An 18926-nucleotide genomic window follows, 5' to 3' on the forward strand; every position below is an offset into this window, starting at 1 on the left:
CGGATGGGGATGAACGACAGACAAGGGTTTACGCGCAGCCAAAGCGCCGGCAGTGTAGGCCGCAAGCCGCATTCCGGCACACCCGCAGGCGCGGAATGTGGATCCCCACAATGGCCGCCCGCTGGGGCCACAGAAACAATCGTTCACATCACCCCACACGGAGATCGCCCCATGTCGTACAGCCTGAGCCCCCGTTCCGTTCGCCGCAGCTTGCTGACCCTGACGGCCGCCGCGGCCGCCACCCTGGCCCTGCTGCCTGCGGCCTTCGCGCAGAGCCCCATCGTCATCAAGTTCAGCCACGTGGTGGCCATCGACACGCCCAAGGGCAAGGCCGCCGAGTTCTTCGCCAAGCGCGCCGGCGAGCTGACCAAGGGCAAGGTCAAGGTCGAGGTCTATCCGAACAGCCAGCTCTACAAAGACAAGGAAGAGATGGAAGCGCTGCAACTGGGCTCGGTCCAGATGCTGGCGCCCTCGCTGTCGAAGTTCGCGCCCCTGGGCGTGAAGGAATTCGAAGCCTTCGACCTGCCCTTCATCTTCGACGACTACAGCGACCTGCACGCCGTCACGCAAGGCCCCGTCGGCGCCAAGATGCTCAAGAAGCTGGAGTCGCGCGGCATCACGGGCCTGGCCTTCTGGGACAACGGCTTCAAGGTGATGTCGGCCAACAAGCCGCTCAGGGCCGTCGAGGACTACAAGGGCCTGAAGATGCGCATCCAGTCCTCCAAGGTGCTGGACGCGCAGATGCGCTCGGTCGGCGCCCTGCCACAGGTGCTGGCCTTCTCCGAGACCTACCAGGCCCTGCAGACCGGCGTGGTGGACGGCACCGAGAACCCGCCGTCCAACCTCTACACCCAGAAGATGCACGAGGTGCAGAAGAACGTCACCATGACCAACCACGGCTACCTGGGCTACGCGGTGGTGGTGAACAAGAAGTTCTGGGACGGCCTGCCCGCCGATGTCCGCACCGCCCTGGGCAAGGCCATGGCCGAAGCCACCGTGGTGGCCAACGACGTGGCCAAGAAGGACAACGAAGAAGCCCTGGAAAAGGTCCGCACCTGGGGCAAAACCGCGGTTTACAAGCCTTCCCTCGCGGAGCGCTTCCTGCTGAAGAAGGCCATGGTGCCGGTGCACAAGCAAATGGCCTCGCGCATCGGCCAGGAAACGCTGGACGAGATCTACAAGGTCACGAACTTCGATCCGGCCAAGCTGTGATCCAAGGGTGATCCATCGGTGATCACCCCGCGGGCCTGAGCGAGAACGCTGCCGGGCCCGCCCCCCACACCTTCTCAACCTCATCCAAGGAGAGCGCCATGAAATGGCTCGATCACCTGGAGGAGTGGATCATCGCGTCCTTCATGGGCGCCGCCACCCTCATCATTTTCGCGTCGGTCATGCACCGCTACGCAGTGGGCGTGCAGTCGCCCCTGCAGGACTGGCTCATCAGCCTGGACTTCGCCTGGGCCCAGGAAGCCACCATCTACCTGTTCGTGTGGATGGCCAAGTTCGGTGCCGCCTATGGCGTGCGCACCGGCATCCACGTGGGTGTGGACGTGCTCATCAACCAGCTGGCGCCCCACAACCGCAAAAAATTCGTGCTGTTTGGCTTGCTGGCGGGCGCCCTGTTCACCGGCGCGGTCGCCACCATGGGTGCGGGCTTCGTCTGGCACAACGGTGCCAACTGGGCTTTCCACAACGCCCTCGGCCTGGACATGACGGACCTGATCGAAGGCCCGACCACGCCCGACCTGGAGTGGCCGACCTGGATCATCTACTGCGCCATCCCGCTGGGCTCGTCGCTGATGTGCTTGCGCTTCCTCCAAGTGGCGTGGAACTTCATGCGCACCGGTGAGCTGCCCCATCACGACCACGGTCACGTGGACGGCCTCGACGAAGAACTCGAACAAGCCAAGGCCTGAAGGAGACATCCATGAGTGGCATCATCATTTTCACCCTGCTGCTGGTCCTCATGCTGACCGGCATGCCGATCTCCATCTCGCTGGGCCTGACCGTCCTGACCTTCATCTTCGGGTTCACCAACGTGCCCGTGGAGTCGGTGGCGCTCAAGCTGTTCACCGGCATCGAGAAGTTCGAGATCATGGCGATCCCGTTCTTCATCCTGGCGGGCAACTTCCTCACCCACGGCGGTGTGGCCAAGCGCATGATCAACTTCGCCACCAGCATGGTCGGCCACCATCACGGTGGCCTGGGCCTGGCGGGTGTGTTGGCGTGCGCGCTGTTCGCCGCGGTGTCGGGCTCCTCGCCCGCCACGGTGGTGGCCATCGGCTCCATCCTGCTGCCGGCGATGGTCAAGGCGGGCTTTCCCAAGCAGTTCGGCGCCGGCATCATCACGACCTCGGGCGCACTCGGCATCCTGATCCCGCCGTCCATCGTGATGGTGATGTACTCGGTCTCCACCAACACCTCGGTGGGCGCCCTGTTCATGGCAGGCGTCGTGCCCGGCGCCATGCTGGCCTTCCTGCTGGGTCTGACCTCCTGGTGGCGCGCACGCAAGTTCGGCTACCCGCGCCTGCCCAAAGCCACCTTCGCCGAGCGCATGAAGGCGCTGCGCGAATCGGGCTGGGGCTTGCTGCTGATCGTCATCGTGATGGGCGGCATCTACACCGGCTTCTTCACCCCGACCGAAGCCGCGGCCATGGCCGCCGTGTACGCCTTCATCATCGCCGTGTTCGTCTATAAGGACATGAGCCTGAAAGACGTGCCGCGCGTGCTGCTGGCGTCGGCCAACATGAGCGCGATGCTGCTCTACATCATCACCAACGCGGTGCTGTTCAGCTTCGTGCTGGCCAACGAGAACATCCCGCAGACACTGGCCGACTGGCTGGTGGGCATGGGCTTGGGTCCGATCGCTTTCCTGCTGGTGGTCAACATCCTGCTGCTGGTGGCCGGCAACTTCATGGAGCCCTCGTCCATCGTGCTGATCATGGCGCCCATCCTGTTCCCGGTGGCCATGAAGCTGGGCATTGACCCGGTGCACTTTGGCATCCTGATCGTGGTGAACATGGAGGTGGGGATGTGCCACCCGCCGGTCGGCCTGAACCTGTACGTCGCTTCTGGCATCACCAAAATGGGCATCACCGAGCTGACGGTGGCTGTGTGGCCGTGGCTGCTGACCATGCTGGGCTTCCTGGTGCTGGTCACCTACTACCCGCCGCTGTCGCTGTGGCTGCCCAACCTGTTGATGAAGTGACCCCCTGAACCAGCCGCGCCCCAAAAGGGCTCGGCCCCGGTTGCCGCGCAGATTCACCGTCTGCGCGGCATTTTTCTTGGCGGGTGCGGCTTCGCGCTGCTACACTGCCGCCCTGTCAGGAGAGCGTTGGCTCGTGCCGGTTCGGTGCGAAGGTCGGCCGCCGAAGGCGCAGGTCTGGGAGCTGCAGGAGCGATGTCTCAGGCAGCCGACGGGTCCGAACGCTCAGGCAAAAGGACTGGCAAACACGGTCTGTGATGGGCCGTGATCCTCACTGGAGAGAGTCCGGAGGCGTTGCAAGCAGCGCGAGACGGGCCACCGAAGGGGCAAGCCTCATCCGCCGCGTCACACACGCGGCGAGGGGTCAATCTCTCAGGTAAAGCGGACAGCGAGGGCAAGCGGACGTTCATCGGGTGCCGTCGTGGCACGAGGTGGGCGCACCTACACCCTGCCCTCCCGGCCTCTGGCCGGCACTTGCCATGTCCGACACCGCTGCCACTTCTTCGACCCTGCTGACCACCCCGCTGCACGCCCTGCACATCGAACTCGGCGCCAAGATGGTGCCTTTCGGTGGCTACGACATGCCTGTGCAGTACGCCACGGGCATCCTGGCCGAGCACCGCCACACGCGCAGCGCGGCCGGCCTGTTCGACGTCTCCCACATGGGCCAGGTGCTGCTGAAAGGCGATGATGCCGCCGCAGCGCTCGAAACCCTGGTGCCCGTGGACATCCTCGACCTGGGGCCGTTCAAGCAGCGCTACGCCCTGTTCACCAACGCCCAAGGCGGCATCCTCGATGACCTGATGGTGACGCGCCGCGCCGACGACCTCTTCGTGGTGGTCAATGCCGCCTGCAAGGCGCAAGACATCACCCACCTGCAGCAGCACATCGGCAACCGCTGCACCGTGCAGCCCTTGCCCGAGCAGGCCCTGCTGGCCCTGCAAGGCCCGCAGGCCGTGACCGCCCTGGCCCGCCTCAACCCCGAGGTGCAAAAGCTGGTGTTCATGACCGGTGGCCACTTCGCGCTGGACGGCATCGACTGCTTCGTGACGCGGTCCGGCTACACCGGCGAAGACGGCTTCGAGATCTCCGTGCCGGGTGCTCAGGCCACGCAACTGGCCCGCGCCCTGCTGGCCCAGCCGGAAGTGTTGCCCATCGGCCTGGGTGCACGCGACACCCTGCGCCTGGAAGCCGGACTGTGTCTCTACGGCCATGACATCGACACCACGACCACGCCGGTCGAAGGCGCGCTGACCTGGGCGATCCAGAAGGTGCGACGCGCAGGCGGTGCGCGTGCCGGCGGCTACCCCGGTGCCGAGGTCATCGACGCGCAACTGTCGCAGGGCGCGCAGGGCGTCTTGCGCAAGCGCGTCGGCCTGATCAGCACCGAGCGCATGCCGGTGCGCGAAGGCGCGCAGGTGGTGGACGCCGCCGGCGCCCCCATCGGTCGCGTCACCAGCGGCTCGCTGGGCCCCAGCATCAACCAGCCGGTGGCACTGGCCTACCTGGCCGCGGCCCACACCGCCATCGGCACCGAGGTGTTCGCCGTGGTGCGCGACAAGCGCGTGGCCATGAGCGTCACCGCCCTGCCCTTCGTGCCCAACGGTTACTTCCGCGGTTGAGTCGCCAGCCAGCGCCTCAGACACTGCGAGAATCACGCCCGTTCGGCTCACTCGAATCCCAAACTCCCAAGGACGTCACCATGACCCTCAAGTACACGCCCGACCACGAATGGCTGCTCATCGACGCTGACGGCACCGCCACCGTCGGCATCACCCACCACGCGCAAGACGCCCTGGGCGATGTGGTCTTCGTGGACCTGCCCGCCGTGGGCACCACCTTCGCGCCCAAGGACGTGGCCGGCGTGGTCGAGTCCGTCAAGGCCGCCGCCGACGTTTACATGCCCGTCACCGGCGAGATCGTCGAAGTCAACGAAGCCCTGCGCGACGACCCCGCCCTGGCCAACACCGACCCGACCGGCGCTGGCTGGTTCTTCAAGGTCAAGCTCAGCAACCCCGCCGAGCTCGACGCCCTGATGGACAAGACCGCTTACGACGACCTGCTCAAGAACACCTGAGCGCAGACGCGCCACCGTTCACCGGGGCGGCCCTGAGCCCGCCGCCCCCGACCGCCCACCGATGCCGAACACCATGACACACGCTGCCCTGACCTCCCTCGCCCCCCTGTCGCAACTGGAAAACGCGACCGAATTCCAGGCCCGCCACCTGGGGCCGTGGGACGAGGAGCAGGCGCACATGCTGAACGTCATCGGGGCGGCTTCGCGCGAGGCGCTGATGCAGGCCATCGTGCCCGACAGCATCCGCCGCAACGCGCCGATGGACCTGCCCGCACCGCTCACCGAGGCCCAGGCCCTGGCCGAGCTCAAGGCCATCGCGCAGCAGAACCAGGTGATGCGCAACTGCATCGGCCAGGGCTATTACGGCACGCTCACGCCCGGCGTCATCTTGCGCAACATCCTGGAGAACCCCGCCTGGTACACGGCTTACACGCCGTACCAGGCCGAGATCTCGCAAGGCCGCATGGAGGCCCTGCTCAACTTCCAGACGATGGTCACCGACCTGACCGGCATGGCGATTGCCAATGCCTCGATGCTCGACGAGGCCACCGCCGCCGCCGAAGCCATGACCCTGGCCGCCCGCGTGGGCAAGTCCAAGTCGCTGCGCTTCGTGGTCTGCCACGACGTGTTCCCGCAGACGCTGGAAGTGGTGCAGACCCGCGCCAAGCCGCTGGGCATCACCGTCGATGTGGTCCACGCCGCGCAACTGGCCGAGCACCTGCAAACCCACGACTGCTTCGCCGCCCTGATGCAGTACCCCGGCGTCAACGGCCAGGTGCGCGACCTGCAACCGCTGATCGAAGCCCTGCACGCCCAAGGCGCCATGGCCATCGTCGCGGCCGACCTGCTGGCGCTGACGCTGCTGAAGTCACCCGGCGAGTTGGGCGCCGACATCGCCTGCGGCACCACCCAGCGCTTCGGCATGCCCATGGGCAACGGCGGCCCGCACGCCGCCTACCTGGCCACGCAAGACGCCTTCAAGCGCTCGCTGCCCGGCCGCCTGGTCGGCATCAGCATCGACAGCCACGGCAACCCGGCCTACCGCCTGGCCCTGCAAACCCGCGAGCAACACATCCGCCGCGAAAAGGCCACGTCCAACATCTGCACGGCCCAGGTGCTGCCGGCCGTCATCGCCAGCATGTACGCCGTCTATCACGGCCCCGAGGGCTTGAAGCGCATCGCCCAGCGCGTGGCCGCCTACGCCAGCATCCTCCACGCCGGGCTGAAGCAGTTGGGCCGCCAGACCGTGCACACCACTTGGTTCGACACCGTGCAAGTGCTGTGCGGTGACACCGCCGGGCGAGATGCCGTGCTGGCCGCCGCCGTGGCCAAGGGCATCAACCTGCGCAGCGCCAGCGACGACGCTGTGAGCATCGCCCTGGACGAGACCACCACCCGCGCCGACCTGATCGACCTGCTGGGCGTGTTCGCCAACGGCCAGGCGCTGCCCGACATCGACGCCCTGGCCGCCACCGCCACCCTCGGCCTGCCCGAGAACCTGCGCCGCACCAGCGCCTTCCTGACGCACCCGGTCTTCAACAGCCACCACTCCGAAACGAACATGCTGCGCTACATCCGCGCCCTGTCCGACAAGGACCTGGCCCTGGACCGCACCATGATCCCGCTGGGCTCGTGCACCATGAAGCTCAACGCCACCAGCGAGATGATCCCCATCACCTGGCCGGAGTTCGCCCACATCCACCCCTTCGCACCGCGCGACCAACTCAAGGGCTACGAACTGCTCGACCAGCAGCTGTGCGCCTGGCTGTCGCAGGCCACGGGTTACGCCGGCATCAGCCTGCAGCCCAATGCCGGCTCGCAAGGTGAGTACGCCGGCCTGCTGGTCATCAAGGCCTGGCACGCCTCGCGCGGCGAAGGCCACCGCGACATCTGCCTGATCCCTGAAAGCGCCCACGGCACCAACCCGGCCAGCGCGCAGATGGTCGGCATGAAGGTCGTGGTCACGAAGTGCGATGCCAGCGGCAACGTGGACCTCGACGACCTGCGCGCCAAGTGCGAGCAGCACAGCGCCAACCTGGCCGCGGTGATGATCACCTACCCGTCCACCTACGGCGTGTTCGAAACGCGCGTCACCGAGCTGTGCAAGCTGGTGCACGAACACGGCGGCCGCGTTTATGTCGATGGCGCCAACATGAACGCGCTGGTCGGCCTGGCCGCCCCCGGCCAGTTCGGCGGCGACGTCAGCCACCTCAACCTGCACAAGACCTTTTGCATCCCCCACGGCGGTGGCGGCCCCGGTGTCGGCCCCGTCTGCGTGGTCGATGACCTGGTTCCCTTCCTGCCCGCACACCGCTCGGCTGGCATCGGCACCGAGGCCCAGGTCGGCGCCGTGAGTGCCGCCCCATTGGGCAACGCGGCCGTGCTGCCCATCAGCTGGATGTACATCCGCATGATGGGCGCCGAAGGCCTGAAGGCCGCCACCGAGGTGGCCATCCTCAACGCCAACTACGTGGCCGCCCGCCTGGCCGACCACTACGACATCCACTTCAGCGGCGGCAGCGACAAGCTCAAGGGCGGTGGCGTGGCCCACGAGTGCATCCTCGACCTGCGTCCGCTCAAGGACAGCAGCGGCGTGAGTGCCGAGGACGTGGCCAAGCGCCTGATCGATTACGGCTTCCACGCGCCCACCCTGAGCTTCCCCGTGGCCGGCACCCTCATGGTCGAGCCGACCGAGAGCGAATCCCAGGCCGAGCTCGACCGCTTCTGCGACGCCATGATCGCCATCCGCGAAGAGATCCGCGCCGTGGAGCAAGGCCGCCTGCCCCAGGACGACAACCCGCTGAAGAACGCGCCCCACACTGCCGCCAGCCTGCTGGGCAGCGACTGGGCCCGCGCCTACAGCCGCGAGCAGGCCGCCTACCCCGTGGCCAGCCTGAAGCTCAACAAGTACTGGTCGCCCGTGGGCCGCGTGGACAACGTGCACGGCGACCGCAACCTGTTCTGCAGCTGCCTGCCAGTGGACGCCTGGCGCTGAGCGCTGAACCCTGAGGCCTGAGCCCGAAAATCAACCGCCCAGGGGTGAAATCAGATATCCTCGGCGGGCACGGGGTTTCGGCCCTGTGATGCAGTCGTCGATCGGGCTCAGTCGTCCGCATGCGCTGCTCGCGCTGGATTGACCGCGAGCCCCCTTTCTTGTCGAGGGTCTGAGCTGGTGCCCAGGCCCCGTCGCATCGGGAGGCAGCATGGGCTCAGCGGACGCACAGGGTGTCGGTCCCCGTCGGTTCTTGCCGTCGCAGGAAGGCGTGTCCCTGGCCTTGAGCGCAGCGCGCGCGGGTCTGTGGGAATGGGACATCCACACCAACGAGAACCGCTGGTCCGAAGAGGTTTACCCCCTCTACCACCTGGACCCTGCCTGCCACACACCAAGCTACGAAGACTGGTGCCTGAGCGTGCACCCCGAAGACCGCGACCGCGTCTGCGAGGCCATCTCTGCGGCGGTTGCCGAACAGCAGCCGTTCGAAGTCGAGTGGCGCACCAACCCGGCGCGAGGGCCTGAGCGCTGGCTGCTCAGCCGGGGCCAGCCGGGCGTCTGCCGCGGCGACCACGTGCAAACCTACGTCGGCATCGTCATGGACATCAGCCAGCGCAAGCAGGCCGAAGAATCCCTCCAAACGCTCAACGAAGCCCTGGCACAACGGGTGCAGGAACGCACCCAGGCCCTCGACGACCAACAGCGCCTGCTGCAAACCATCCTGGACGGCGTGCCCGGCCTGGTCGGCTACTGGGACACCCAACTGCACAACCGGTTCGCCAACCGTGCTTACCGCGAATGGTTTGGCGTCACACCGGATGACATCCAGGGTCGGCACATCCGCGAACTGCTCGGCCCCCAACTCTACGAACTCAACCGCGGCCACTTGGAGCGCGCCCTGCGCGGTGAGCGGCAATGCTTCATCCGCGACATCCCCGTGCCCGGTCAGCCCGGCACGGTGCGCATCAGCGAAACGCACTACCTGCCCGACATCGACCACGGCGAAGTCCGCGGCTTCCTTGTCATGGTGTTCGACGTCACCCAAGTGACCCAGGCCGAACGCCAGGCCCGCGCCGCCAGCCAGGCCAAATCCGAGTTCCTGGCCAACGTCAGCCACGAGCTGCGCACCCCGCTCAACGCCATGTTCGGCCTGGCCCAGATCGGCGCACGCGACACCGCAGGCACGCCCAGCGCGCGCACCTTCCAGCAGATCCTGGCTTCGGGTCAGCACCTGCTGGACCTCATCAACGACGTGCTGGATTTCTCCAAGATCGAGGCCGGCAAGCTGCTGCTGCAGCCCCAGCCCATGGCCCTGGCCCAGGTGATGGAACACGTCGTGGCCATGACGGCCTTGCGCGCCGAGGCCAAGGGCTTGCCCCTGCTGCTCGATGAAAGCCCGCGCGTGCCCCAGGGCGCCGTGGGCGACGCCACCCGCCTGGCGCAAATCCTCGTCAACCTGGTGGCCAACGCCATCAAATTCACCGACCAGGGAGAGGTGCGCATGCGTTTCGACGTCGATGGCGGCGACTTGGTGGTCGAGGTCACCGACACCGGCATCGGCATCGAGCCCCAGCACATCGACCAGCTCTTCCAGCCCTTCGTGCAGGCCCACGACGGCATGCGCGGCCAGGGTGGCACCGGGCTGGGTCTGGCCATCTGCAAACGCCTGACACAGCTCATGCAGGGCCAGATCGGCGTGCGCAGCGAGCCCGGCAAAGGCAGTTGCTTCACGCTGCGCGTGCCTTTGGCGCAATCCAACCCGGGTGACTTCACGACCCTGTCAGACGTCTTGCTCGTCGGCTTTCCTGCCGCGGCACAAACCTGCTTGGTGCGTGACCTGACCGCCCGCCACAGCCGCTGCCAGGTGGCCGACGACCTCCCCGCCAACCTGCGTCACGGCCAGGTGCTGGTCGTGCACGAACAGCTGTTGGCCCACCTGGACACCACCACCCTCAACCGCTGGCTGGACGAGGGGCGCCATGTGGTGATTTCCGTGCGCGTGGCCCCCTCCACCCCGCTCTGCCCCGCCGGCATCTCCCTGCTGGGTGCGGCTTTGGTGGTGGCCGGCCCGCTCAGCCCGCTGCGCCTGCTGCATGCACTCCAGCACCGACCGTCCACCGCCAAGCGCAGTGCACGCAACCGCTTGCAAGGCCTGCGCATCCTCGCCGCGGAAGACAACCCGGTGAACCGCCTGATCCTGGCCCAGATGCTCGAAGGCGAAGGCGCCAGCGTGCAGTTCGCCTTCGATGGTGCGCAGGCCGTCGCGCTGGCCCAGCGTCTGGGCACCGATGCCATCGACCTGGTCCTGTGCGACATACAGATGCCAGTGATGGACGGCTACGCGGCCACGCGTGAACTGCTCCGCCTGGACCCGACCCTGCCCATCGTCGGGCTGACCGCACACGCCTTCAACCAGGCCCGCCAGCAAGCCGAGGAAGCGGGCATGCGCGACTACGTGACCAAACCCTATCTGCTGGATACACTCACCGACGTCATCCGCCGCCACGCACGCCATTCGGCCCACACCGTGAACGACGCACACACACCTTCAGGGCACACGCCAGAGCCGACGTCCGACTGGGCGTCCATGCAGCACCACTTCCAAGGCCAGCCGGCCCTCTTCGACAGGCTGGTGGACGTGGCTTTGCAGTCCTTGCCGGGCGTGCTCGGTGAACTCGACCGCGCGCGTGCCGTGGGCGACGTGCCCGCGCTGGCCAAAATCGCCCATGAAATCAAGGGCACGGCCTTGAACCTGAGGGCATCGCGCCTGGCTGGCATCGGTGCCACCACGCAGGACCTGGCCCGCCAGGGCGCGCCGGGCTGTCACGCCAGCGCCAGCGAACTGTCGGCCGGCCTGCAAGCCTTCCTGGAAGACCTGCGCGGCCACGGCCACGGCAGCGCGCAGGACACCCAGCCCGGCGCGCTCGACGCCCTGGGCTCAGTAAATCAGGCGATCCGGGCGGAGGTCGCGCAAGATGGTCGTGGCGATCTCCTCAATGGACTTGTGCGTCGATGACAGCCACGCGATGCCTTCCCGGCGCATCATCGCCTCGGCAGAGCTGACCTCGGCCCGGCAGTTCTCCAGGCTGGCATAGCGGCTGTTGGGGCGGCGCTCGTTGCGGATCTGGCTCAGGCGCTCCGGGTCGATCGTCAGGCCGAAGCACTTCTTCTTGTACGGCTTGAGCATCGACGGCAGGAAGCCGCGATCGAAGTCCTCCGGGATCAGCGGCACATTGGCCGCCTTGATGCCGTGCTGCATCGCCAGGTACAGCGAGGTTGGCGTCTTGCCGCTGCGGCTCACGCCCACCAGCACCACATCGGCCGATTCCAGGTTGCGGGACGACTGCCCGTCGTCGTGCTCCAGAGAAAAGTGGATGGCGTCGATGCGGTTGTTGTACTCGCCGTCCACGCTGGGGTCGCTGAAGCGGCCCACCCGGTGGTTGGACTTCATGTTGAACTCTTCTTCCAGCGGCTCCACGAAGGTCTTGATCACGTCAAAGACCTTGCCCTGGCAGGTTTTCAGGATGTCCAGCACATCGTCGTTGGCCAGCGTGGTGAACACGATGGGCTTTTTGCCCTCGCGCTCGCCCGCCGTGTTGATTTCGCGCACCACCTGAAAGGCCTTGTCCACCGTGTCGATGAAGGGCCGGCGGATGTGCCGCGGCTTGATGGCGAACTGCGCCAGGATGGAGTTGCCCATGGTTTCGGCGGTGATGCCCGTGCCATCGGACACGAAGAAGACGCTGCGATCAGACATAGAGGACGGCGGGGGTGGAGGACTCTGTGCGGTGTTCACGCCACAAAGCCCGTGTGTCAAGGGGAATGCGCCAGGAAGCAGACCGGATCATAGGCCTGACCCTACAATCTGACCAAATGCCGTCCATGACAGGTGTGTTGCGCTAGCTTGGCTCCATAACAACCACAAGACAGCCAGGCCGGGCCCACACACCGGGCGCCCAAGGTTTTTTTCACCATCCTGGAGTTTGTATGACCAACCGCTTTGAGCCAACCGATCTGGTTGTGCCCTTCGAGCAACTGCGCATGTCCGACGTCGAAGTCGTCGGCGGCAAGAACGCGTCACTGGGCGAGATGATCTCCCAGCTGCCCAACGGCGTGCGCGTGCCCACCGGCTTCGCCACCACGGCCCACGCCTTCCGCGAATTCCTCAAGCACGGCGGCCTGACCGAGCGCATCAGCCAGCGCCTGGCCACGCTCGACACCGAAGACGTGCGCGCCCTGGCCGTCGCTGGCGCTGAAATCCGTGGCTGGATCGAAGCCCAGCCCTTCCCCGCCGACCTGGAAGCCGCCATCCGTGGCGCCTTCGCGAAGCTGGCAGGCGACAACCTGCAGGCCTCCTTCGCCGTGCGCTCCTCGGCCACCGCCGAAGACCTGCCCGACGCCTCCTTTGCCGGCCAGCAGGAAACCTTCCTGAACGTGGTGGGCATCGAAGACGTCCTGCACAAGATGAAGGAAGTGTTCGCCTCGCTCTACAACGACCGCGCCATCTCCTACCGCGTGCACAAGGGCTTCGCCCATGACGTCGTCGCCCTGTCGGCCGGTGTGCAGCGCATGGTGCGCTCTGACCTGGGCGCTGCCGGCGTGATGTTCACCATCGACACCGAATCCGGCTTCTCCGACGTCGTGTTCGTCACCTCCAGCTATGGCCTGGGTGAAACCGTGGTGCAAGGCGCCGTCAACCCCGACGAGTTCTACGTGCACAAGCCGGCCCTGAAGGCTGGCAAGCAGGCCGTCATCCGCCGCAACCTGGGCTCCAAGCTGATCAAGATGGAGTTCGCCACGCCCGAGGAAAAAGCCGCCAGCGGCAAGCTGGTGCGCACCGTGGACACCACCGTCGAGGCCCGCAACCGCTACAGCCTGACGAACGAAGACGTGACCGAGCTGGCCCGCTACGCCGTCATCATCGAAGAGCACTACGGCCGCCCGATGGACATCGAGTGGGGCAAGGACGGCACCGACGGCCACCTGTACATCCTGCAGGCCCGCCCTGAAACCGTGAAAAGCCAGCAGCAAGGCAAGGCCGAGCAGCGCTACAAGCTCAAGGGCACTGGCACCGTGCTGGCCGAAGGCCGCGCCATCGGTCAGAAGATCGGCACCGGCCCCGTGCGCATCGTGCACAACATCTCCGAGATGGACACCGTCAAGCCGGGCGACATCCTCGTCACCGACATGACCGACCCCAACTGGGAACCCGTGATGAAGCGCGCCAGCGCCATCGTGACCAACCGCGGCGGCCGCACCTGCCACGCCGCCATCATCGCGCGTGAGCTGGGCATCCCGGCCGTGGTCGGTTGCGGCAACGCCACCGAGCGCCTGAGCAACGGCACCCTGGTGACCGTGGCCTGCTCCGAGGGCGACACCGGCTACATCTACGAAGGCCTGCTGGAAACCGAAGTCACCGAAGTGACCCGCGGCGAGATGCCCCACATCGGCCTGAAGATCATGATGAACGTGGGCAACCCGCAGCTGGCCTTCGACTTCTGCCAGATGCCCAACAGCGGCGTCGGCCTGGCCCGCCTCGAGTTCATCATCAACAACAACATCGGCGTCCACCCCAAGGCCATCCTCGACTACCCGAACATCGACTCCGACCTGAAGAAGGCCGTGGAATCGGTGGCCCGTGGCCACGCCTCGCCGCGCGCTTTCTACGTGGACAAGCTCGCCGAAGGCATTGCCACCATCGCCGCGGCTTTTTGGCCCAAGCCCGTCATCGTGCGCCTGTCGGACTTCAAGTCCAACGAGTACAAGAAGCTGATCGGCGGCAGCCGCTACGAGCCGGAAGAAGAAAACCCGATGCTGGGCTTCCGCGGCGCCTCGCGCTACATCTCGGCCGAATTCGGCGAGGCCTTCGCCATGGAATGCGAGGCGCTCAAGCGCGTGCGCAATGACATGGGCCTGAGCAACATCGAAATCATGGTGCCCTTCGTGCGCACCTTGAAGCAAGCCGAGCGCGTCACGGGCATGCTGGCCGACCACGGCCTGGTGCGCGAATCTCAGGGTGGCAAGGACGGCCTGCGCATCATCATGATGTGCGAGGTGCCCTCCAACGCCATCCTGGCCGAGCAGTTCCTGGCGTACTTCGACGGCATGTCGATCGGCTCCAACGACCTGACCCAGCTCACCCTGGGCCTGGACCGCGACTCCGGCCTGGAGTTGCTGGCCCACGACTTCGACGAGCGCGACCCGGCCGTCAAGGCCATGATCTCGCGTGCCATCGCCGCCTGCCGCGCCCAGGGCAAGTACATCGGCATCTGCGGTCAAGGCCCGTCCGACCACCCGGATTTCGCCGAATGGCTGGCCGACGAAGGCATCGTGTCCATCTCGCTGAACCCGGACACGGTCGTGGACACCTGGCAGCGCTTGGCCGCCCGCGGCTGAAGACGCGCCGGCACTGGCCGGAGCTGACACAAACGCCACCTCCGGGTGGCGTTTTTTCTGCTATAGTCTCAGGTTTTCCGAATTCCGAATTGCCTTTTGGCGCACCGCAACGTGCCCCAAGCAGGTGACAAGGAACCTTGCCGCACGCGGGTTTGACGCTTCGCTGCGGCTTCCCACCCGGGCCACTTGCCAATTCACGTGCCAATTCACGTCGGCAGCTGGAGCGGGAATCCACAAGGAGTTCTCATGCGTCACTATGAAATCATCGTGCTGATCCACCCGGATCAAAGCGAACAAGTTCCGGCCATGCTGGAGCGCTACAAGACCCTGATCACCACCAATGGTGGCCAGGTGCACCGCTTCGAAGACTGGGGCCGCCGTCAACTGGCGTACCAGATCAACAAGCTGGCCAAGGCGCATTACCTGTGCCTGAACGTCGAAATCAGCAAGGAAACCCTGGCTGAAATCGAAACCGGCTTCAAGTTCAACGATGCCGTGCTGCGTCACCTGACCGTGCTGAAGGACAAGGCCGAGACCTCTCCTTCCGTGATGATGAAGCAGGTTGAGCGTGAAGAGGCCCGCAAGGCCCAGCAGGAGCCCGCCGCTGCCTGATGCCAGCCGCAAGGCTGCCAGGCTGCACCCGTCTGCAAACGCTGAACTGAGCGCAGTTTTCCCGGCATGAACCAGGTTCTGCTGTCTGCCCAGATCATCGAACGCAAGGCGCTGAGATACACCCCCGCCGGCCTGCCCGCCCTGGACCTCGTGCTTCAACACGAATCCACGGTGAGCGAGAACCAGCAAAGCCGCAAGGTCAAGCTGGACATCAAGGCCGTGGCCATCGGTCCGATCGCAGATCGGCTGAGCAAGCAGGCCATCGGCGAAGCTTTCGGGCTCGCTGGTTTCCTGGGGGCTCCGCGTCACGGACGGGGCGTGCTGCTGCACATCACCGAACTCACCGACATCGTCTCCACACATTCAACGGATAATTGAGAGGTCAACATGGTTGCTCCCCGCTCCAAGAACGGCAAGTTCTCCAAAGACCGCAAGGGCAAGCGCAACACGCAGTCCCTGCTGTTCCGCCGCAAGCGCTTCTGCCGCTTCACCGTCGCCAACGTCGAACAGATCGACTACAAGGACGTTGACACCCTGCGCGATTTCATCGCTGAAAACGGCAAGATCATCCCCGCACGCCTGACCGGCACCCGCGCGATCTACCAGCGTCAGCTGACCACCGCCATCAAGCGCGCTCGCTTCCTGGCCCTGCTGCCTTACAGCGACCAGCACCGCGTCTAAGGAGTCCCTGTCATGCAAATCATCCTCCTCGAAAAAGTCGCCAACCTGGGCAACCTGGGTGATGTGGTCAAGGTCAAGGACGGCTACGCCCGTAACTTCCTGATCCCGACCGGTCAAGCCCGTCGCGCCACTGAAAAGGCCGTCGCCGAATTCGAAGCTCGTCGCGTCGAGCTGGAAAAGGCATCGGCTGAGAAGCTGGCCGCCGCACAAGCCGTGGGCGACAAGCTCACCGGCAAGACCATCACCGTCAGCCAGAAGGCTGGCGTGGACGGCCGCCTGTTCGGTTCGGTCACCAACCACGACATCGCCGACGGCCTGAAGGCCGCTGGTTTCGACGTGGCCAAGCAGCAGGTTCGCCTGCCCAACGGCCCGCTGAAGACCGTGGGGGAGCACGCCGTGTCGGTGTCCCTGCACACCGACGTGGTGGTGGACGTCACCATCGCTGTGGTCGCTGCCAACGACTGATCCCACCAGATCGGTCTCCTCGGGGTCTGCCCACGCAGGCCCTGCGGACAGCCCCTCAAAGCCGGCGCAAGCCGGCTTTGTCGTTTCCGGGCATCCCCCATGTGGGCGCGGCAGACTTGTCCACCGCCTTCCCCAGCATGTCCCCTGCATTTCCCAAGGCTGCCCACAGCTTTATCCACAGGCTGCACCCACGCACGCCCGTATCATCGACCCATGGCCGCAGTCTTCCCCACCCCCCTGTCTTTCAAGAATCCTGGCGATGCGCCCAGCAGCGACGACATCGCTCGCCTGCGCGTGCCGCCGCACTCCATCGAGGGTGAGCAAAGCGTGCTGGGTGGCCTGCTGCTGGACAACAGCGCCTGGGACCGCGCCGCCGACCTGCTCAACGAGAGCGACTTCTACCGCTACGAGCACCAACTCATCTTCGCGGCCATCCAGCAGCTGGTGTCGGCCTCCAAGCCAGCCGACGTCATCACGGTGTTCGAGCAACTGCAGATGCAGGGCAAGGCGCAGGACGTCGGTGGCCTGACCTACCTCAACGCCCTGGCGCAGTCGGTGCCAAGTGCGGCCAACATGCGCCGCTACGCCGAAATCGTCCGGGAGCGCGCGGTGCTGCGCAAGCTGGTGACGGCCTCCGACGAGATCGCCACCAACGCCTTCAGCCCGCAGGGCAAGTCGGTGTCGGACATCCTCGACGAGGCCGAAGCCAAGATCATGAAGATCGGCGAAGAAGGCAGCCGCAACAAGCAGGGCTTCTTCGCCATGGACGGCCTGGTGGTGGACCTGCTGGACCGCGTGCAGGAGCTGGCCGACAACGGCGCCGAGGACGTCACCGGTGTGCGCACCGGTTTCATCGACATGGACAAGATGACGGCGGGCCTGCAAAAAGGCGACCTCATCATCCTGGCGGCGCGCCCCTCGATGGGCAAAACCGCCTTCGCGCTGAACATCGGCGAGAACGTGGCCGTCAACGAGGGCCTGCCGGTGGCGGTGTTCTCGATGGAAATGGGCGCATCTCAGTTGGCCTTGCGGATGGTGGGCTCCATCGGCCGCATCAACCAGCAAAACCTGCGCACCGGGCGCCTGTCCGACGACGAATGGGGACGGTTGAGCGAAACCGTGGAAAAGCTGCGCCACGCCAACGTCTTCATCGACGAAACGCCGGGCCTCTCCCCCAACGAGCTGCGCGCCCGTTCGCGGCGCCTGGCGCGCCAGTTCGGTGGCACGCTCGGCCTGATCATCGTGGACTACCTGCAGCTGATGAGCGGCTCGGGCAGCAACGAGGAAAACCGCGCCACCGTGATCGGTGAAATCTCGCGGGGTCTGAAGGCGCTGGCCAAGGAGTTGCAGTGCCCGGTGATCGCGCTGTCGCAGCTCAACCGTTCGGTGGAAACGCGGCCCGACAAGCGCCCCATGATGTCCGACCTGCGCGAATCCGGCGCCATCGAGCAGGACGCCGACGTCATCATGTTCATTTACCGCGACGAGTACTACAACAAGGAATCGAAGATCCCGGGTGTGGCCGAAATCATCATCGGCAAGCAGCGTAACGGCCCGGTTGGCAGCATCCACCTGGGCTTCATCAAGTCCAACACCCGCTTCGAGAACCTGGCACCGGGCAGTTACGGCGGTGACGAGTACTGAGCCCAGCAGCGCATCCTGAGCCCATCCAGCGCGCCCTGCACGACGTCATGCGCCAACAAAAAGGGAGCCCGAAGGCTCCCTTTGTTTTGGACGCGCTGCCTGTCACGGTCAGCGTGCGCGCGAGGGCTCAGTCGTCGCTGGCACCGCCCAGCGCCATCAGCAACTGCAGCAGCGAGGTGAAGACGTTGTAAACGCTGAGGTACACCGCCAGCGTGGCAGAAACGTAGTTGGTTTCACCGCCGTCGATGATGCGCTTGAGGTCATAGAGGATGAAGGCCGAAAAGATCAGCACGGACATGGCGGAGACCGCCAGCATCAACGCGGGCATCTGCAGCCAGATGTTGGCCAGACCGGCGACGATCATGACCAGCATGCCCATGAACAACCACTTGCCCATGCTGGAGAGATCGCGCTTGACGGTGTTGGCCAGAGCGGCCATGCCCACGAACACCGTCGCCGTGCCGCCAAAGGCCAGGGAGACGAGCTGCACGCCGTTCGACAGGCCCAGCGCGAAGCCGAGCAGGCGCGACAGCATCAGGCCCATGAAGAAGGTGAATGCCAGCAGCAGGACCACGCCCATGCCGGTGTGCTTGGTCTTCTCGATGCCGTAGAAGAAGGCGAAGGCGATGCCCAGGAACAGCAAAGCGCTGATCAGCGGGCTGCCGGGCAGCAGGCTGAAGCCAAAGGCCACGCCGACCCAGGCGCCGAGCACGGTGGGCACCATGGACAGCGCGAGCAGCGCATACGTGTTGCGCAGCACGCGCGAGCGGTCAGCGCCCAGCGAGCCGCCGTAAACGACGTCCAGGGGTTTGAGGGAACGGTCCATGCATCCTCCAAAGGAAAAACGGCGCGGG

At 65.7% G+C, this 18926-nt stretch carries 15 protein-coding genes and 2 riboswitches; of the genes, 13 read left to right on the forward strand and 2 right to left on the reverse strand.

What is annotated here, in order from left to right; translation table 11 throughout:
* The first annotated feature begins 171 nt into the window (after positions 1-171).
* The 7 genes from EV672_RS07105 (at position 172) to EV672_RS07135 (ending at position 11290) form a co-directional block, all read left to right on the forward strand.
* Positions 172-1212 (forward strand): TRAP transporter substrate-binding protein, encoded by a 1041-nt coding sequence (locus EV672_RS07105; RefSeq protein WP_133607717.1) that lies wholly within the window; start codon positions 172-174, stop codon positions 1210-1212.
* Between the two features lie 98 nt (positions 1213-1310).
* Positions 1311-1916: a TRAP transporter small permease gene (locus tag EV672_RS07110; protein ID WP_133607719.1), complete on the forward strand. Its 606-nt coding sequence runs from the start codon at positions 1311-1313 to the stop codon at positions 1914-1916.
* Between the two features lie 11 nt (positions 1917-1927).
* The gene (locus EV672_RS07115) at positions 1928-3208 is read left to right on the forward strand and encodes a TRAP transporter large permease (RefSeq protein WP_133607721.1); all 1281 of its coding nucleotides are present in this window, start codon (positions 1928-1930) and stop codon (positions 3206-3208) included.
* 106 nt (positions 3209-3314) lie between these two features.
* Positions 3315-3456, forward strand: a riboswitch (glycine riboswitch).
* Between the two features lie 13 nt (positions 3457-3469).
* Positions 3470-3604, forward strand: a riboswitch (glycine riboswitch).
* Positions 3605-3684: 80 nt separating this feature from the next.
* Positions 3685-4827 carry a glycine cleavage system aminomethyltransferase GcvT gene (gene gcvT / locus EV672_RS07120; protein WP_133607723.1) on the forward strand — a complete coding sequence of 381 codons (1143 nt, stop codon included), beginning with the start codon at positions 3685-3687 and terminating at the stop codon, positions 4825-4827.
* 80 nt (positions 4828-4907) lie between these two features.
* The gene (gene gcvH, locus EV672_RS07125; protein WP_133607725.1) at positions 4908-5282 is read left to right on the forward strand and encodes a glycine cleavage system protein GcvH; all 375 of its coding nucleotides are present in this window, start codon (positions 4908-4910) and stop codon (positions 5280-5282) included.
* Positions 5283-5355: 73 nt separating this feature from the next.
* Entirely contained in the window at positions 5356-8277 is a 2922-nt protein-coding gene (gene gcvP, locus EV672_RS07130) for an aminomethyl-transferring glycine dehydrogenase (RefSeq protein ID WP_133607727.1), read from the forward strand.
* A gap of 268 nt (positions 8278-8545) precedes the next feature.
* Positions 8546-11290 (forward strand): PAS domain-containing hybrid sensor histidine kinase/response regulator, encoded by a 2745-nt coding sequence (locus tag EV672_RS07135; RefSeq protein WP_166643493.1) that lies wholly within the window; start codon positions 8546-8548, stop codon positions 11288-11290.
* On the opposite strand, the gene ppsR is transcribed toward EV672_RS07135, so the two are convergent.
* Positions 11213-12031: a posphoenolpyruvate synthetase regulatory kinase/phosphorylase PpsR gene (ppsR, locus tag EV672_RS07140; protein WP_133607731.1), complete on the reverse strand. Its 819-nt coding sequence runs from the start codon at positions 12029-12031 to the stop codon at positions 11213-11215. The two genes, EV672_RS07135 and ppsR, sit on opposite strands and share 78 nt — an antisense overlap.
* A gap of 230 nt (positions 12032-12261) precedes the next feature.
* Between ppsR and ppsA the strand changes: the two genes are divergently transcribed.
* The 6 genes from ppsA to dnaB all read left to right on the forward strand — a co-directional run bounded on the left by ppsA (position 12262) and on the right by dnaB (position 18072).
* A complete protein-coding gene (gene ppsA, locus EV672_RS07145; protein WP_133607733.1) occupies positions 12262-14670 on the forward strand; it encodes a phosphoenolpyruvate synthase in 2409 nt (802 codons plus the stop codon).
* A gap of 246 nt (positions 14671-14916) precedes the next feature.
* Positions 14917-15282 (forward strand): 30S ribosomal protein S6, encoded by a 366-nt coding sequence (gene rpsF, locus EV672_RS07150; protein WP_133607735.1) that lies wholly within the window; start codon positions 14917-14919, stop codon positions 15280-15282.
* Between the two features lie 66 nt (positions 15283-15348).
* Entirely contained in the window at positions 15349-15660 is a 312-nt protein-coding gene (priB, locus tag EV672_RS07155; RefSeq protein WP_133607737.1) for a primosomal replication protein N, read from the forward strand.
* Positions 15661-15669: 9 nt separating this feature from the next.
* Entirely contained in the window at positions 15670-15963 is a 294-nt protein-coding gene (rpsR, locus tag EV672_RS07160; protein WP_133607739.1) for a 30S ribosomal protein S18, read from the forward strand.
* Positions 15964-15975: 12 nt separating this feature from the next.
* Positions 15976-16428, forward strand: a complete 453-nt coding sequence (gene rplI / locus EV672_RS07165; RefSeq protein ID WP_133607741.1) for a 50S ribosomal protein L9 — start codon at positions 15976-15978, stop codon at positions 16426-16428.
* 213 nt (positions 16429-16641) lie between these two features.
* Positions 16642-18072 (forward strand): replicative DNA helicase, encoded by a 1431-nt coding sequence (gene dnaB / locus EV672_RS07170; RefSeq protein WP_133607743.1) that lies wholly within the window; start codon positions 16642-16644, stop codon positions 18070-18072.
* Between the two features lie 127 nt (positions 18073-18199).
* Here the strand turns inward: dnaB and EV672_RS07175 are convergent, their stop codons facing one another.
* The gene (locus EV672_RS07175) at positions 18200-18898 is read right to left on the reverse strand and encodes a Bax inhibitor-1/YccA family protein (protein ID WP_133607745.1); all 699 of its coding nucleotides are present in this window, start codon (positions 18896-18898) and stop codon (positions 18200-18202) included.
* Positions 18899-18926: the final 28 nt, after the last annotated feature.

The sequence above is a fragment of the Aquabacterium commune genome (genome assembly GCF_004362855.1).
In the GTDB taxonomy this organism is placed as follows: Bacteria; Pseudomonadota; Gammaproteobacteria; order Burkholderiales; family Burkholderiaceae_C; genus Aquabacterium; species Aquabacterium commune.

Coding starts and splice junctions, on each gene's coding strand:
- ppsR (WP_133607731.1), bottom strand. CDS start 12,031: ATGTCTGATCGCAGCGTCTTCTTCGTGTCCGATGGCACGGGCATCACC.
- gcvP (WP_133607727.1), top strand. CDS start 5,356: ATGACACACGCTGCCCTGACCTCCCTCGCCCCCCTGTCGCAACTGGAA.
- rplI (WP_133607741.1), top strand. CDS start 15,976: ATGCAAATCATCCTCCTCGAAAAAGTCGCCAACCTGGGCAACCTGGGT.
- EV672_RS07105 (WP_133607717.1), top strand. CDS start 172: ATGTCGTACAGCCTGAGCCCCCGTTCCGTTCGCCGCAGCTTGCTGACC.
- EV672_RS07175 (WP_133607745.1), bottom strand. CDS start 18,898: ATGGACCGTTCCCTCAAACCCCTGGACGTCGTTTACGGCGGCTCGCTG.
- priB (WP_133607737.1), top strand. CDS start 15,349: ATGAACCAGGTTCTGCTGTCTGCCCAGATCATCGAACGCAAGGCGCTG.
- rpsF (WP_133607735.1), top strand. CDS start 14,917: ATGCGTCACTATGAAATCATCGTGCTGATCCACCCGGATCAAAGCGAA.
- gcvT (WP_133607723.1), top strand. CDS start 3,685: ATGTCCGACACCGCTGCCACTTCTTCGACCCTGCTGACCACCCCGCTG.
- ppsA (WP_133607733.1), top strand. CDS start 12,262: ATGACCAACCGCTTTGAGCCAACCGATCTGGTTGTGCCCTTCGAGCAA.
- rpsR (WP_133607739.1), top strand. CDS start 15,670: ATGGTTGCTCCCCGCTCCAAGAACGGCAAGTTCTCCAAAGACCGCAAG.
- EV672_RS07115 (WP_133607721.1), top strand. CDS start 1,928: ATGAGTGGCATCATCATTTTCACCCTGCTGCTGGTCCTCATGCTGACC.
- EV672_RS07110 (WP_133607719.1), top strand. CDS start 1,311: ATGAAATGGCTCGATCACCTGGAGGAGTGGATCATCGCGTCCTTCATG.
- gcvH (WP_133607725.1), top strand. CDS start 4,908: ATGACCCTCAAGTACACGCCCGACCACGAATGGCTGCTCATCGACGCT.
- dnaB (WP_133607743.1), top strand. CDS start 16,642: ATGGCCGCAGTCTTCCCCACCCCCCTGTCTTTCAAGAATCCTGGCGAT.